Annotated in this window: 19 protein-coding genes, 1 tRNA gene and 2 pseudogenes; 11 read left to right on the plus strand and 11 right to left on the minus strand. The window is 61.4% G+C overall.

Annotated elements, in window-relative coordinates; genetic code table 11:
• Positions 1–231 precede the first annotated feature (231 nt).
• The 5 genes from V1278_RS19210 to V1278_RS19230 are packed head-to-tail and all read right to left on the minus strand — an operon-like array spanning position 232 to position 2,105.
• Complete coding sequence (locus tag V1278_RS19210; protein ID WP_334363275.1) at positions 232–735, minus strand: methyltransferase family protein; 504 nt, start codon at positions 733–735, stop codon at positions 232–234.
• Between the two features lie 30 nt (positions 736–765).
• Positions 766–1,059, minus strand: coding sequence for a hypothetical protein (locus V1278_RS19215; RefSeq protein ID WP_334381893.1), 294 nt, complete (start codon positions 1,057–1,059; stop codon positions 766–768).
• A gap of 28 nt (positions 1,060–1,087) precedes the next feature.
• The gene (locus tag V1278_RS19220) at positions 1,088–1,351 is read right to left on the minus strand and encodes a hypothetical protein (protein WP_334363273.1); all 264 of its coding nucleotides are present in this window, start codon (positions 1,349–1,351) and stop codon (positions 1,088–1,090) included.
• The gene (locus V1278_RS19225; protein ID WP_334381894.1) at positions 1,348–1,893 is read right to left on the minus strand and encodes an RNA polymerase sigma factor; all 546 of its coding nucleotides are present in this window, start codon (positions 1,891–1,893) and stop codon (positions 1,348–1,350) included. The genes V1278_RS19220 and V1278_RS19225 overlap by 4 nt, the downstream gene beginning before the upstream one ends.
• Before the next feature lie 5 nt (positions 1,894–1,898).
• The gene (locus V1278_RS19230) at positions 1,899–2,105 is read right to left on the minus strand and encodes a YgaP family membrane protein (protein ID WP_092512150.1); all 207 of its coding nucleotides are present in this window, start codon (positions 2,103–2,105) and stop codon (positions 1,899–1,901) included.
• A 268-nt stretch (positions 2,106–2,373) separates the two neighbouring features.
• Between V1278_RS19230 and V1278_RS19235 the strand changes: the two are divergent.
• A pseudogene (locus V1278_RS19235) lies at positions 2,374–2,448 on the plus strand (hypothetical protein); the annotation flags it as partial.
• A gap of 162 nt (positions 2,449–2,610) precedes the next feature.
• Here the strand turns inward: V1278_RS19235 and V1278_RS19240 are convergent.
• From V1278_RS19240 to V1278_RS19250, 3 genes are all read right to left on the minus strand, one after another.
• Positions 2,611–2,880: a hypothetical protein gene (locus V1278_RS19240; protein ID WP_334381895.1), complete on the minus strand. Its 270-nt coding sequence runs from the start codon at positions 2,878–2,880 to the stop codon at positions 2,611–2,613.
• Positions 2,881–3,022: 142 nt separating this feature from the next.
• A tRNA-Arg gene (locus tag V1278_RS19245) sits at positions 3,023–3,099 on the minus strand.
• A gap of 48 nt (positions 3,100–3,147) precedes the next feature.
• Positions 3,148–3,402 (minus strand): hypothetical protein, encoded by a 255-nt coding sequence (locus V1278_RS19250; RefSeq protein WP_334381896.1) that lies wholly within the window; start codon positions 3,400–3,402, stop codon positions 3,148–3,150.
• Between the two features lie 330 nt (positions 3,403–3,732).
• On the opposite strand from V1278_RS19250, the gene V1278_RS19255 reads away from it, so the two are divergent.
• The 3 genes from V1278_RS19255 to V1278_RS19265 all read left to right on the plus strand — a co-directional run bounded on the left by V1278_RS19255 (position 3,733) and on the right by V1278_RS19265 (position 7,081).
• Positions 3,733–4,179 carry a hypothetical protein gene (locus V1278_RS19255; RefSeq protein ID WP_334363268.1) on the plus strand — a complete coding sequence of 149 codons (447 nt, stop codon included), beginning with the start codon at positions 3,733–3,735 and terminating at the stop codon, positions 4,177–4,179.
• Positions 4,180–4,336: 157 nt separating this feature from the next.
• The gene (locus V1278_RS19260) at positions 4,337–5,212 is read left to right on the plus strand and encodes a DMT family transporter (RefSeq protein WP_334381897.1); all 876 of its coding nucleotides are present in this window, start codon (positions 4,337–4,339) and stop codon (positions 5,210–5,212) included.
• A gap of 132 nt (positions 5,213–5,344) precedes the next feature.
• Positions 5,345–7,081, plus strand: coding sequence for a methyl-accepting chemotaxis protein (locus V1278_RS19265; RefSeq protein ID WP_334381898.1), 1,737 nt, complete (start codon positions 5,345–5,347; stop codon positions 7,079–7,081).
• Between the two features lie 177 nt (positions 7,082–7,258).
• On the opposite strand, the gene V1278_RS19270 is transcribed toward V1278_RS19265, so the two are convergent.
• Complete coding sequence (locus V1278_RS19270; RefSeq protein ID WP_334363265.1) at positions 7,259–7,918, minus strand: peroxiredoxin; 660 nt, start codon at positions 7,916–7,918, stop codon at positions 7,259–7,261.
• Positions 7,919–8,364: 446 nt separating this feature from the next.
• Here V1278_RS19270 and V1278_RS19275 point away from each other — a divergent pair, with 446 nt between their 5' ends.
• Positions 8,365–8,925 (plus strand): hypothetical protein, encoded by a 561-nt coding sequence (locus tag V1278_RS19275; protein WP_334363263.1) that lies wholly within the window; start codon positions 8,365–8,367, stop codon positions 8,923–8,925.
• A gap of 431 nt (positions 8,926–9,356) precedes the next feature.
• Here V1278_RS19275 and V1278_RS19280 read toward each other — a convergent pair whose 3' ends face one another.
• Positions 9,357–9,884, minus strand: a complete 528-nt coding sequence (locus V1278_RS19280; RefSeq protein ID WP_334363262.1) for a hypothetical protein — start codon at positions 9,882–9,884, stop codon at positions 9,357–9,359.
• A gap of 149 nt (positions 9,885–10,033) precedes the next feature.
• On the opposite strand from V1278_RS19280, the gene V1278_RS19285 reads away from it, so the two are divergent.
• Complete coding sequence (locus tag V1278_RS19285; protein ID WP_334381899.1) at positions 10,034–10,312, plus strand: hypothetical protein; 279 nt, start codon at positions 10,034–10,036, stop codon at positions 10,310–10,312.
• A gap of 51 nt (positions 10,313–10,363) precedes the next feature.
• On the opposite strand, the gene V1278_RS19290 is transcribed toward V1278_RS19285, so the two are convergent.
• Positions 10,364–10,702 carry a hypothetical protein gene (locus V1278_RS19290; RefSeq protein WP_334363260.1) on the minus strand — a complete coding sequence of 113 codons (339 nt, stop codon included), beginning with the start codon at positions 10,700–10,702 and terminating at the stop codon, positions 10,364–10,366.
• Positions 10,703–11,142: 440 nt separating this feature from the next.
• On the opposite strand from V1278_RS19290, the gene V1278_RS19295 reads away from it, so the two are divergent.
• From V1278_RS19295 to V1278_RS19315, 5 genes and pseudogenes are all read left to right on the plus strand, one after another.
• Positions 11,143–11,880 (plus strand): Crp/Fnr family transcriptional regulator, encoded by a 738-nt coding sequence (locus tag V1278_RS19295; RefSeq protein WP_334381900.1) that lies wholly within the window; start codon positions 11,143–11,145, stop codon positions 11,878–11,880.
• Between the two features lie 269 nt (positions 11,881–12,149).
• A pseudogene (locus V1278_RS19300) lies at positions 12,150–12,227 on the plus strand (protease); the annotation flags it as partial.
• A 29-nt stretch (positions 12,228–12,256) separates the two neighbouring features.
• Positions 12,257–12,709 carry a PPC domain-containing DNA-binding protein gene (locus V1278_RS19305; protein ID WP_334363257.1) on the plus strand — a complete coding sequence of 151 codons (453 nt, stop codon included), beginning with the start codon at positions 12,257–12,259 and terminating at the stop codon, positions 12,707–12,709.
• Between the two features lie 74 nt (positions 12,710–12,783).
• The gene (locus tag V1278_RS19310) at positions 12,784–13,275 is read left to right on the plus strand and encodes a YciE/YciF ferroxidase family protein (RefSeq protein WP_334381901.1); all 492 of its coding nucleotides are present in this window, start codon (positions 12,784–12,786) and stop codon (positions 13,273–13,275) included.
• A gap of 324 nt (positions 13,276–13,599) precedes the next feature.
• Positions 13,600–14,127, plus strand: coding sequence for a hypothetical protein (locus V1278_RS19315; protein WP_334363254.1), 528 nt, complete (start codon positions 13,600–13,602; stop codon positions 14,125–14,127).
• Positions 14,128–14,254: the final 127 nt, after the last annotated feature.

Genomic DNA, 14,254 nt, shown 5'->3' on the forward strand with positions numbered 1-14,254 from the left:
GATCAGGATTCTTCTCCTATGGGCCAGATTCGGTCCTCATAATGCGCAGGCGCAGACGGCCGGGATCGGAAAGACACGGCGTGCGGAGCAGTTGCCCCGGCCCATGCGTTATTTCGACCTGGCGGCTAAGGTAGTGGGCCCTCCGGGGCGAGGCCGCTAGGCGCGCTTGCTACGCTTCGCCGTCTCGCACTGTTTGTTGCAGCCGGCATCGAGCCGCTTGCAGCGATTCCTTTATGCGGCTCGCCATGGCGTCAACCGCGGAATCCAGCGCGGCACATTAGTCCGAAAGCTCTCGTACTCCGTGCCGAATGTTTGCTTGAGCGTCGGTTCTTCGTACATCACCACAAAGACATGAAAAAAAAGCCAGAGTAGCGCGCCGTACCAGAGGAGACGCCAGTCACCAAACAAAAGGGCCTGACCAAAAATGACTGCGACGACCGCGATGTAGATCGGATTTCGCACGTAGCGATAAAGGCCAGTCACTACGAGCTTTTGTGTCGGCGCGATCGGGGCGGGCGTCCCGAGCCCCTCCAGCGCAAAACGGGCAAATGAATCCACAAGTCCGGGCACTCCGACGATGATCAATATACCGCCGAGGATGCGGGTTAGATCGACGCCGAAAAAAGCTGGCCGAAATTCCCACTGCGTGACCCACCAGGGCACGAAGCCTGCCAGCACCAACGGCGCAATGACGAAGAACAGAGCGGAGCCCAAGACGGCAATTGCTTTCGACATTGCGTGCTCCCACGACCCGACAAGAATAGCTTAGCAAATAGGATTGCGCACATAGCGATAGAGACCCGTCACCACGAGGTTCTGCGTCGGTGCGATCGGCGCCGGCGTGCCCAATCCTTGCAGCGCAAAGCGTGCAAACGAGTCGACAAGCCCGGGTAGACCGGCGACGATCAACAGGATCCCGACGGCGCGCGTCGCGTCGAGATCGAAGAAGGGCGGCCGAAACTCCCAACGCGTAATCCACCAGGGAACGAGCCCCGCCACCGAGCTGGGCGCAACCGCAAAGAAGATGGCAGAGCCCAATACCGCGATCGTTTTCCGCACGGCACCTCCTTCCCGTCCTGTCGCAATGTTAATGCAGCCATGTCCGGTCAGCGCGTTCAGCGGTTGAATCGCGACGGCCTTGCGAAAGCGTCTCGACCAGACCCACTGTCCAGCACATCGGGCATCCGCGTAGCGCGACGAGGGCGGCAACGCCCGCGCCCAAGGATAGCCAAGGGTGCGCGGTCTGGTGGACGATGGCCCAAGCGAGTAGCGCCGCCGCAACTGCGCCGCGCATCAGGTGTGCGCCCAGGAAGGCGCTCCCGAACATGCCGACTCCACGAAAGTAATTCATGTGCTCTCTCGTCCGCTGTCCTTTGTGCCGAGCAGGTATTCGCGCACCAGTGCGCGGGCGCGGCGCAGGCGGCTTTTGGCCGCTTCGCGCGTCACGCCGAGCCGCCCGGCGATTTCCCAAATCGTCAGATCTTCGAGATCTCGCAGCAGCAGCACTTCGCGATGGGACGGCGAAAGCGACTCGATCGCATTGACCAAGTCTATGCGCAACTCGTCCGGCGGGACCTTTGCGAGCTCGCGTGACTCTTCCAGGCTGGCCAGCTCCTCGACTCCGCGCATCAGCATCAGCGCCGGCAGCATGCAAAGGCGCGCGATGACGGTCAGCAGCCAGCCGGCGAGTGCGGCTGGACTGCGGATCGTGCCCACGCGCCGGTACACGACGATGAGTGCTTCTTGCACCACATCTTCGATAACCGAGGTGCGGTAGCAAAGGCGCCGGGCGTAGCGTCGAATGTCCGGCTGCAGCGCCACCAATAGCTGTGTCAGCGCGTGCCGGTCACCCGACCGTGCCGCGAGCAAGAGATCGTCTGATACGCGCGCCAAGGCAGTCACCCCTTTAGTGGCTCGCGCCCGGCGATGGCGCAGGCAGGGCAATAGCCGAACACGCCGGTGACCAGCGTCACGACACCCGCGCCGCTGAGCAGTAGCCCGAGCGGCGAAGCGTGCAGCGCAACCACGCCGCAGATGAGCATCAAGCCCCCGCCGATCAGCCTGGCCGCGCGCTCCCACCCGCCAACGTTCTTCCTATACCACATGGTTCTGTGCTCCGGTTCGTGACGCGCCGCTATGGCGCATTCACCCAGACAAGAGGGCGCAAACCCGGCGCCGGGGGTCGCGGCACAAAAAATAATTTGAGGGGGTGGCAGCTTCAGCAGGCTGGCGTGGGCGTCGGGCGCGGGCCTGGGCCGCTGAGGAGCGCCGGCATCGGGTCGCCGGGGTGTGGACATCCGGATAAAGCCGGGCCAGCCGCTCGCGTATCTTCGGCGCGCCCCAATCTGCTTCTGTGCTGCTTGCGGTGGAGCGATGACGCTGCGCACGGGCAAGAGCGGCCGTTATCGCTACTACACCTGTTGCACCAAGGCCCGCCAGGGCGAGACCGGCTGCAAAGGCCGCACTGTTCCCATGGAAAAGCTGGACAATCTCGTTGCGGAGTACATCGAACAGCGTCTGTTACAGCCGAGCCGTCTTGAGCGACTTTTTTCACACGTGCTCGATCGCCGCACCGAGCGCGCCGAACGCCGAAAGTCGCATGTCGCCGACTTACGCAAACGGGCGGCCGAGGCAGATGCCAAACTCAGGCGGCTTTATGACGCCATCGAGAATGGTGTCGCCGATCTTTCTGATCCCCAACTGAAAGACCGTGTCGCCGAGCTCAAGGCCACGCGCGACCAGGCCCGCCTTGACGCAGTGCGGGCCGAGAACGCGATTGATCGCGCGGGCCCCATCATCACGCCGCAGACCCTTAAGACGTTTGCCAGGACAGCGCGCAAGCGCATGCGGACCGAGAACGGCGGCTATCGTCGTGATCATCTCCGCGTGCTCGCCCCAGCGCGTCGAAGTCGATCAGAAGGAGCTGCGCATCATGGGATCGAAAAGCGTACTTCTGCGTACGCTCGTCGCCGCCCCAAGCGCAAAAACGGCTGGCTTTGGTGTGCCCAGTTCTGTACCGAAATGGCGCGCTCGGAGAGATTCGAACTCCCGACCCTCGGAATCGAAATCCGATGCTCTATCCAGCTGAGCTACGAGCGCCTGCGGTGGCTCGTATCAGACTTGGCCTGACAGAGCCAGTAGCGGAGGTTAGTTGCAGGGATGCCGCCGGCGGTCCTGGCCGATATAGGCGGCCGCGCCCTGGCGGCAGAGGATGGTGGAGGGACCGTCATAATAGGCGAAGGTGCCGGGCTGCGGGCCGGGCCCGTAATTGTGCAGGAAGCTGATGGCGTAAGGCAGGCCCCAATTGTGCAGGTGCCGATTATGGCGGGCGTCCGCCAAGTTTGGGGCGAGGGCCGCGGTGGCGAGGAGGGCGGCGGCAACGATAAACTTTGCTTTGGTCATTTCGATTCTCCGGAGGTCCCACTGAAACTGTCGTGATTCGATCTGAACGGGCAGAAATTCGTGCGAAGAAAGCGCGTTAAAACAAGAAGATAGAAGCCCAAGCTGTGGTTCGATCGAAGCCCGTAACCCCTCCCATTTTGGCGGATCCAACGTCCCATTCTAGGAGAATCGGGCAGAAATGCTGCGAAAAGCCATCCTAACGCGCCCATTTTTGGCCTCAAGGGATGCTTAACGAATTCCCAACACAGTCCGGCCAGAGTTCTGTCCGGTCCGACTTCAAGGGCCGACCAATCCGCGTCTAATAAAGGCTATCCGGTTCCCGATCGACCCATGCGCATCACGTCTCTTGCCTTGCTGTCCCTCTCGGTCCTGGTCGCGAGCCCGGCGCGCGCCGACTTGCATATCACGCGCGACCACGGCGGTTATGTCGAGGAGTACAAGGCCAAGTACAAGCGCATCCGCGACCGCAAGGAGCGGGTCATCATCGACGGCATCTGCAACTCGGCCTGCACGCTGGTATTCGGCATCGTGCCGATGAACAAGATCTGCGTCACGCCGAAGGCGAGCGTTGGTTTCCACCAGGCCTATTACGACAAGGCCTTCACTTTCGGCATCAAGGTCACGAGTGCTGAAGGGACGTCGGACCTGATGTCCTATTATCCGGAAACGGTGAAGGACTGGATCCGCCGCAACGGCGGGCTCACCACCGAGATGAAGAAGATCAGGAACGGCCGCGAGCTCTGGAGGATCGTCGATCCCTGTCCGGAAGAGTGGTGATCGCCCCCTTACCAATTTCGCAAGCCCCTAGAACGTGACTATGCCGCGATAAGGTCGCTGCGCTTTACAATTCCTTCTTCGATATCTGAAGTCGCGCCGGCGGTCCCGCGTGACCAATCTTGCCGCACAACATGCGATAGGGCAACACGGGCGGCAAATGACTGGCGACTTCGAAAAAATTGCCGCGCGCGCGGCGCCCGCGATCTTCGTCGTGCTCTGGAGCACCGGCTTTATCGGCACCAAATATGTCTTGAACAGTGCCGAGCCGCTGACCTATCTCGCGATCCGAATGGCGTTCGTGGTGGGACTGATGGCGATCATCGTCGTAGTCGCGCGGCCGCGCTGGCCGGATCGCATCGGCATCGCACACAGCGCCGTCGCCGGCATTCTGGTGCACGGCATCTATCTCGGCGGCACGGCGATCGCGATTGCGCACTCGATCCCGGCGGGGCTCTCGGCTTTGATTCCGGGCTTGCAGCCGATCCTCACCTCGACGCTTGCGAGCCGCTGGCTCGGCGAGCGCGTCACGCCGCTGCAATGGAGCGGGTTGCTGCTCGGGCTCGCCGGCGTCGTGCTGATCCTGCACGACAGGCCGATGAGCGGAGAGGCGGGTTGGGGGTGGCTCGCCTCGGCTGTCTCGCTAATCAGCATCACGCTCGGCACACTTTACCAGCGCCGCTACTGCAGCGCGATCGATTGGCGGTCCGGCAATCTCGTGCAATACCTCGCGGTGACGATCTTGTTCGGTCTCGGCGCATGGCTGTTCGAGACCAATGTGGTGCATTGGACCACCGAGTTCATCCTGGCGCTGGCCTGGCTTGCGGTCGTGCTGTCGATCGGATCGATCGGGCTGCTCTATTGGCTGATCCGGCGCTCGGCCGCGACGTCGGTAGCGAGCCTGTTCTATCTGGTGCCCGCGGTGACGTCGCTGATGGCCTACGTGCTGTTCGGCGAGCGGCTGGACGCGGTCTCGATCGCCGGCATGGCCGCCTGCGCGGCGGCCGTGCTGGTGGTCAACCGCCGCTCAGTTTGAAGTAGAGCGTTTGCCTTTCCTGCACGCATAAATTTCATGAAGCATATCAGTATTTTCCCTGGGTTGTGCCCATTAAGGCGATCGTAAGCAAAACGGGTCAGATTGGGTGCGATTTTGGGGGAATTTCTCGTCATGACCACGCAATCCACTGGAAAGTTCCTGCCGGCGCTCAAGCTGCGCCTCGGTACCAAGGCTGTCATCTGTGCGATCCTCCTGATCGCGGTGAATACCGCGCTGGTGGTCGGGGCGGCCCATTGGTCGCTGACCTCCGAATTCGGCGACCGGGCGCTGCGGGACATCGAGGTCAACCTGCGCACGCTGGGTCTGGCATTTGCCGAGACCTACAGCGACGCCAAGATCACACTCAAGGATGGGGCGGTCGCCCGGGCCGAAATTCCGAAGATGCCCGAGTTCAAGGACCATGCGATCGTCGATCGCGCGGTGGGCTATGCCGGCGGCAACGCGACGCTTTTCGTCTATGACGACGCCAGCAACCAGTACGTCCGCCGCACCACCAATGTGAAGAAGGAGAACGGCGACCGCGCCGTCGGCACCCAGCTCGCGGCCGATCACCCCGGACAGGCGGTGGTGCGCCGCGGAGAGGCCTATCGGGGCCCGGCGACGCTGTTCGGAAAGACATTCATGACGGCCTACTACCCGATCCTGAATCCGGCCGGCAAGGTGATCGGGCTGCTGTATGTCGGCATTCCCATGGCTCACTACGAGAGCATGCTGTCGCATGCCATTCAGAACATGGCGATCGCAGCCGGCATTGCCGCGCTTCTGGTGATGATGCTGACGATGCTGATCGTGCGCCAGGTGACCAAGCCACTGACGTCGGTCACGGCCTCGCTTACCGCCATCGCCAACGGCAACGCCGACGTCGAAATCGACTGCGACGACCGGACGGATGAGATCGGCGAGATTGCGCGTACGCTTGCGGTGTTCAAGAACAATTCGGTCGAACGCCGACGCTTGCGCGACGAGCAGACCGCGGCTGCCGCGGCCGCTGCCGAGCAGCGCAAGTCGGAATTGCGCGGCTTCGTCGACGAGTTCAAGACCAGCATCGGCGGCATCCTCGATAAGGTGCTGAACTCCTCCGGCGAGTTCGAGCGTGTCGCGCGGCAGCTCACCGACGCCGCGCGGACTACCGCAAGCCTGTCCGGTAAGTCGGCCGGCGCTTCTGAGACCGCCTCCGAGCATGTCCGCACCGCGGCGGCCGCCTCCGACGAGCTCTCCAGCTCGATCGCCGAAATCACCCGCCGAGTCCAGGAATCGAACGGCATCGCGGCCGACGCCGTCAAGCAGGCCGCCGCCACCGACCAGCGCATCAACGAATTGTCGGAAGCCGGCGCCCGGATCGGCGACGTGGTGAAGCTGATCACCTCGATCGCCGAGCAGACCAACCTCCTGGCGCTCAACGCCACCATCGAGGCGGCGCGGGCAGGCGATGCCGGCCGCGGCTTTGCCGTGGTGGCGCAGGAGGTCAAGAGCCTCGCCGGCCAGACCGCGAAGGCGACGGAAGAGATTTCCAGCCAGATCGGCAGCATGCAGCTTGCGACCGAAGAGTCGGTCAGCGCGATCAAGGCGATCGGTCAGACCATCGAGCGCATCAGCGATATCGCCACCTCGATCTCGGCGGCGGTCGAGCAGCAGCGCGGCGCGACCCAGAACATCGCGCAGAGCGTGCGCGCGGCGGCGAGCGGCACGGCCGATGTTGCCGCCAACATCCGCAACGCCGCGCAGGGCGCCGACGAGACCGGCGAGACCTCGAGCCGGATGTTTGCCTCTGCGCAGAATCTGTCGAGCGAAAGCCTGCACCTGAAGGCCGAGGTCGAAAAATTCCTCGACCGCGTCCGCGCCGCCTGACGAGGCAGTCACGGCGGTGCATCACGCCGCCCGCGAAACCGGAAGCCGGTGCCGAAAACTTAGTTTGTCATTCCGGGATGGTGCGTTAGCACCAGACTCTGGTGCGCAATTGCGCACCAGAGAATCTCGAGATCCCGGATATGGTCCTTCGAACCATTCCGGGATGACCGCTGCGGGTCACTTCGGCTGCGGCACGATCCGGATATAGGGCTTCGGCGCCTTCCAGCCGGCCGGATAGATCGTCTTCGCCTCGTCGTCAGACACCGAGCCCGCGATGATGACGTCTTCGCCCTGTTTCCAGTCGGCCGGCGTGGCGACGCGATGCTTTGCGGTCAGCTGCAGCGAGTCGATCGCGCGCAGGATCTCCTGGAAGTTGCGGCCGGTGGTCATCGGATAGACGATCGTCAGCTTGATCTTCTTGTCGGGGCCGATCACGATCGCGTTGCGGACGGTCTGGTTGTCCGCAGGCGTGCGGGTGAGGGGATCGCCCGAGGTCGAAGCCGGCAGCATCTCGTAAAGCTTGGAGACGTTGTAGTCGGTATCGCCGATCATCGGATAGTTCGGCGCAGCACCCTGCGTCTCCTTGATGTCCTCCGACCATTTGGAATGGCGCTCGACAGGATCGACGCTCAGGCCAATCAGCTTGACGCCGCGCTTGTCGAATTCCGGTTTCAGCTTGGCGAGCAAGCCGAGCTCGGTGGTGCAGACCGGGGTGAAATCCTTGGGGTGCGAGAACAGCATCGCCCAGCTATTTCCGATCCAGTCGTGGAATTTAATTTTTCCCTCAGTGGTTTCGGCTTCGAAATCGGGGGCGACAGCGCCTATCGGAAGTGCCATGGTTTTACCTCATGTTGTTCAAGTTACAGGGAAATTTGCCTTTAACATTATAGGAGTCTGAAGCGGTTAAGTGAACCGGTTAGCGAAAAAGGTGAGATCCTTCTCCGCGAGCCCGGAACTCCTAGCATCTTCTCTTGGTCCGCGCCTCTGCGACGAAAAGAACCGGCGGGCCTGCATTCGATGGCGGAAGCCAGATTTGGGAGCCATCCTTTTGTTTTCACAACCGTTCCACTTTCTTGCCGTCGCTGCCCCGATATTGCCTTTTATGGCCCGCATCACGCCGGCCGCTTTGCACCCGGGAATGCATTGATCTGAACCGTGACCGACCTCACAGCGACCAATTGGCAACCATGTAAAAATCTCGAAATGCGGGTTTCGAATCGTTAACCGCTCGTTCATGGCCCGTATGGAAATGCTAACTGGAATTGAAATTGAGAAGTGCAACTATGTCTGCCCCGACTGCTGAAATATCGCTCCAACCATCCTGCCGCAAGACCGCCGCTGATGCGCTCACCATCGTGCGCGACGGTGTGATCACCGGCGAGGGCCCGACGACCAAGGGCCGTATCCATTTCTCCCGCGCGCTCGATGCCGATGACGCCGCCTGGTGCGCACGCATCCTCACCGTGAGCGCCGTTGAGCATGAGCCGGTGAGCCGCGCCGAAATCGAAGCGTTGTTCGAAATCAGCGATGCGGCTGCGGAACGCACCGACGACGGACGTTTCGACGATTTGCTGGCCAAGGCGGTCGCCCACCATGCCGCTTCCGAGTCCGGCCTGCCGGTGCCGCCGCGCACGGTGGCGCTGTCGCCGGATACGCCGATCGAGAGCTGGGCGCCGGTGAAGGCCGCCAACATCGACACCAAGGTGCTGGAATGGATCGCCAGCCAGATGCGTGGCAAGCGCCATAGCAATCGTCGGCTTGCCGCGCTGGTCGCTACCCTGGTCGGCGCCGCCGCGCTGCCGCTCGCGCAACTGCCGGGCATGCTGGATATGGGGCTGCTGTAGGTTCATTTGGCGATCATCGGTTTCAAGGCGGCGGGGCAGTACCCGCCGTTTTTGTTTTGAAGTCCTGCGTCGGTCCTCTGGTGTCATCCTCTGCGCATGCGAGGGATCCAGTACGCTGCGGCCTATCGGTTCAATCACTGGAATACTGGGTCGCCCGGTCCTGGCCGCATTGTCCGCGGATTCAGCGAGTCACGAGGGTTTAATTCTCGCTCGGGCACCCCATATGAACTTGATGGCACAATGGAAATCGTCAACCACGCGGCAACCACCGATGACAAAGGATGAGTTGCGCCTGATGCTGACCGAGGCAGTGCGCAATACGCAGCCAATCGCGGATCACAAGCCGAAACGCGCCCCCGAGGCGGAGGACGATCAGTCCTAGCTAGCCGCTCATTCGCAATAGCCAAGAAACACACTAGGCGCGGTGGCTACTATCGATCCCGATAGCCTGACCTAATCGGACGCTCAAAAAGGAATAACGGATGCGGATAGCTGCCAAGCCCACCGAACAAGAGATCATCGAGGGGCCGCAAGCGGTGTCTTTTCAGATCGCGAACGGAACTGCGCGGCAGCGCTGCATTCTGCAAACCGAGTTGCCGACGAAGGCGCTGGCGCAAAAATTTCTTCTCGCAAATTGGCCTGTTATCGAAAAGATGGCGCGCGATGCGCTCGCGGCTGGAAATCTTGAAGACGGCCAGATCAAACTCGTCATGGCTGCCTGAGCAGTTCATGATCAACGTCAATTTTGGATTACTACAGGACCAGTCATGCTGAAAGATCGCGAGAACATCCTGAATGCGCTTCGCGAGAAGCCGCTCAAGGCCTACCAACTCATGCGGCGTGCCAATCTCCCCAATGAGGAAGCCTGCCAATCGCTGCTTCTGAAGATGCGCGACGAAGGTCTGGTGAAGTTCGATATCCACAAGGGTCATTGGCTCATCGGGTAGCCAGATAAACATGCGGCGGGGTCCCGTTTAGTTTTGCTCTGCGACACGATTTTACATTTGTGCGGAACCGGCCTCAGTGCCCCGGGGCGGGCAAAATCCTGCCTGGAAACACATGGAAACATTGCAGCCTGACATCGTTCTTCGATGGAAGGAGGCCCGCCATGAGCAAGTTTCATGAGAAGGTCGAGGCTCAGACCAAACAGATCATCGGGCAAATGCTCGGCGACGACCTGCTGGTCCGGGAAGGTAAGGAGCAACATCGGCAGGCGACAGCGCCCGAACCGGCTGATCCTGGATCATCCGATGGCAACGATGATCAGGGCATCGTCCGTGATCAACGGGGACAGGAGCAACCCAAAGACAAGGAGCGGGCCCAGCGCGTGAGCCGGGTCGACCGCGGCGGCGATCCGCCTGGGAAGAAGCCTTCAGGCAATCGCTAAACAAGAGAAGAGGCGGTGTTGGACCGACTCTTCTCCAATGCCCGTTGTCAGCTACTGACAGATATGGCGCCGGCCGTCCGCACCGATGAATGTCGTTCCGGGCTGACAGACGAAGCCGCTATTGTAGTAGCGCGGCCCGTAGCCATAATTGTAGGCGTAGACGTCGTTTCGGAACGGCGCCGTCGCAATCGCGCCGGCCGTGCCGATCGCGCCGCCAACCACGCCGGCGGCTATTTCACCTGGCCAGAATCCGCCGTGACGATGATAGATCCGGTCCTGAGTCTGCGGTTTACGGATGGCATCCGACCGTCCGTGAGCATCCTGCGCCAGTGCCGGCGCTGCGACCGCACTTGAAAGAACCGCCGCTGCGGCGAGGAGCTTCAAGTTCATGAGTTGCCTCCGTTGTACCAACAGTGGGCCAACCGGGGGCGCCTATGACCGTTCCGATATCGTGATCGGTTCGCTTCAAACGGATGTGAGGTTTCCGTTCCAGTTTTGCCAAGGCGCTCAATCAGCAAAACGCACCATAGTTTCGCAGCCGGGTAGTCGGGCATTTTTCGCGCACTGAATCCATCAATGCTCGCGGTCATGAGCTGGGCGATCCCGGAGACGACAATCCTCAATGATCCCCCGCGCGCCGACTGCGTCGGGCCCTTCTCCAGCGTGCAACGATCGGATTGGCCCTTGCGGTTCAGCATGGAGCGACTTGCAATGTCGGGTGCCGGACAGACGCCGTTCCCGAGAAAAGGATAGCGTTTAAAATCAGCGGTAACCCTCCGGCGGCCGCGTGACTGAGAGACGCAAGTGCTCCCGCCAATCCGGGAGTTCTCATGCAGTCGTTTTCGAGTAATCTGCTGCTGTCGTCTTTCGCCCCGCCGGATGTCGAGGCATTGCGGCCTCACCTCAGGCCTGTCGTGCTGGAGCACACCAAGATCCTGCATGAAGCCGGGGAGAAGATTAGCGGGGTCTACTTTCCATTCGATGCGGTGATTTCGCTCGTGGTGCTGCTTGAGGGCGGAGAAACCGTTGAAGCCGCCATGGTTGGCCGCGATGGTGTCGTCGGCGCTTCGGCGGCTTTGGACGGCAAGCTGGCCCTCAATCGCGCGATCGTTCAAATCGGCGGACATGGTGTGGTGTGTGAGCCCGACGCATTCAAGCGCGTGGCGCTCGACCGCCCGGGCATGCTTTCGATGATCATCAGTCACGAGCAGACGGTTTATGGCCAGGCGCAGCAGTCCGCCGCCTGCAACATCCTCCACGATTCGACGGCGCGGCTGTGCCGTTGGCTGCTGCGTGCGCGCGACCTCTCAGGAAACGATACGCTCCCTTTCACGCAGGAGTTTCTCGCGGAGATGCTGGGTGTCCGGCGAACCACCGTTTCCCCGGTGGCGCATACGCTGCAAGCTGCAGGAATGATCCGATACCGGCGAGGCAAGATCGAGATCACAAACGTCGAAGCGCTACGGGAAAGCGCCTGCGAGTGCTATGAGACAGTTCGTAACAATTACGATCGATTGCTGGGGCACAACCGCAATAGCGAGCCTGATCACGCAGCTCCGAAGAGTTGAAATTACAATCCGTGTGCGAGCTGGTTCGTCGGTCAATCTAGAATCTAGTCAGGCGATCGCGACGCGCTTCCGGTCAAAGCTTCGGCGTCTGGCTTGATTGGATCAGCGCCGGTCGAGCGAACTTTTCGGGGAATAGCGAGTTCCCGCGCCGGCTCGCCTCTCGGGCCAGAGGCGCCGGATTCGGATCGACGGGAACGATGCCCTGTAGTGCCGATTGACCGGGACGGCTCACTCCCAGGGAGCACCCGACGGATCTCGACGGAAAGAAAATCGCAATTCTGGTAACGCACGGCTTTGAACAGTCGGAACTCGAAGTGCCGCGTGATCGGCTGAAAAAAGCCGGCAGCGCAGCCTGACCGCCATTTGCGAGGTCGCCATGAAGAGCAAGCGTATCGGCGCCGACGACAAGGCGCAGGTTCACGTCGTCATTCTGGACACCGGCGAGGAGGCGTTTGCCGCGCTCACCCGGTTCGCAGCCGAATCCGGGGTCTTCGCGGCCTCGCTGACCGCGATCGGCGCCTTCGAACGGGCGACGGTCGGCTGGTTCGACGTCGCCGCAAAGAACTACCGGAAGATCGCGGTCGACGAACAGTGCGAAGTCCTCAGCGCGATCGGCGATGTTGCCGCCGGCGACGACGGCAAGCCCAGCCTGCACGTTCACGTCGTGCTCGGCCTTGCCGATGGCTCGACGCGCGGCGGCCATCTGCTGGCAGCAACCGTCAGGCCGACGCTCGAAGTGATCTTGACCGAAGCGCCGGCAGCGCTTCGACGCAAGAAGAGGCCCGACCTCGGAATTGCCCTCATCGATCTTGCGGCGGGGGACGGGTAGCGCATCCGACGAGCGCTTTAGGAACCATTTCATTCGGTCTCATGTTGTTGGCGCACCCATCAATGGAGGAAGCCATGCCTGACAAGGACCTAAATGAATTGTTCCTGGATACGCTGAAGGACATATACTACGCCGAGAAGCAGATCCTGAGGGCGCTGCCGAAAATGGCGAAGGCTGCCACCTCGGACAATCTGCGGGCCGCCTTCGAAAAGCACCACGAAGAGACCGAGGCGCATGTCGAAAGGCTGGAAGAGATATTCGAGCTTCTCGGCAAGCCGGCGCGCGGCAAGAAGTGCGAAGCGATCGAGGGCATCATCGACGAAGGCAAAGACATCATGGAGCAGTATGCCGACACGCCCGCGCTCGATGCCGGTCTGTTGGCCGCCGCCCAATCGGTCGAGCATTACGAGATTTCTCGTTACGGCACCCTGAAAGCCTGGGCACAAAAGCTCAACAATCCGCAAGCCGTGAAGCTGATCGATCAGACGCTCGCCGAAGAGAAAAAGACAGACGAAGCCCTGACCAAGATCGCGGAGACCGAGGTCAATTACGAGGCCGCGGCCTAGAGCCACTAGTTCTACCGCGTCATAGCTGCTCAAACCCTCAACCTAAGGCCCCGCAGAGCGGGCGTCTCGAAGGGTGTAGGCTGCAGACGGGGTCGTCGGCGTCCAGGTGAGCACCTTGGCAATCTGTTTCGACTTCCGGACCAGAGCCTCATGGCTCCCGCCGGAGTTCGATACCGTAGGGAAACACGGCAGCAAAACGATCGCCGAGGTAGTCGTTTCGCGGGTCGCACAAATTATTTGCGCGCGGGGCGCCAGCGTAAGCAAACGTTTAGCCGCTGCCCGTAAAATGCCGGCATCAACTTGTGCATTAACCTCCGGTTAGTCATGCGCCTTCTGCCGATGAAAGAGCCGGACAGGTCCTGGCGGTCGATCAAGGGCCAGTGGAAGAAGGACGCCGAAAGCGTCGGCGAGGACTTTTCGACCTTTTCGACGGGAAGCTATGCGGCCTATGACGGGTTGACCAAGGAAGGCGATCACCCCAGCCTGTACTGCCTGTCCGATGGCGAGCGCATCCATGCGGCCTGCCAGGTCAGCCGCCTGATGATGAGCAAATTTCCGGATCCCATCCTCCGCGCGCGCTTTATCGTGGTGTCGCCGGTTTACGAACTCGGCATCGCCGATGCCGGTCAGTACGCCCAGACGATGGTGGCGCTGTTCTCGGGCATCGTATGGCTGTCGAGGGATACGATGTCGGCGAGCCACATCCGGTTTTTCCTGCGCAGTCCCGGAGACTCGCAGTTCTTTGCGGCGCTGCTGGCGTCGACGCCGGGCTCGCTGTTTTCGAAATTCACGATCGACGGGGCGCTGATCGAGTGCAGTCTCAAGGAAGACGAGATGGCGGAATCCGCCTGATTCCGCGGCCGCTTTAACCTCCCGATAACTCATTTTGCTAACGCCCCCTTGGCTTGTGGTCCCTACAACGAGCGCCTGTGGGGGCAGCGAAAATGCTGAATAATCCATCGGACGACGTCATCGCGGA

The sequence above is a fragment of the Bradyrhizobium sp. AZCC 1577 genome (genome assembly GCF_036924575.1).
Taxonomy (GTDB): domain Bacteria; phylum Pseudomonadota; class Alphaproteobacteria; order Rhizobiales; family Xanthobacteraceae; genus Bradyrhizobium.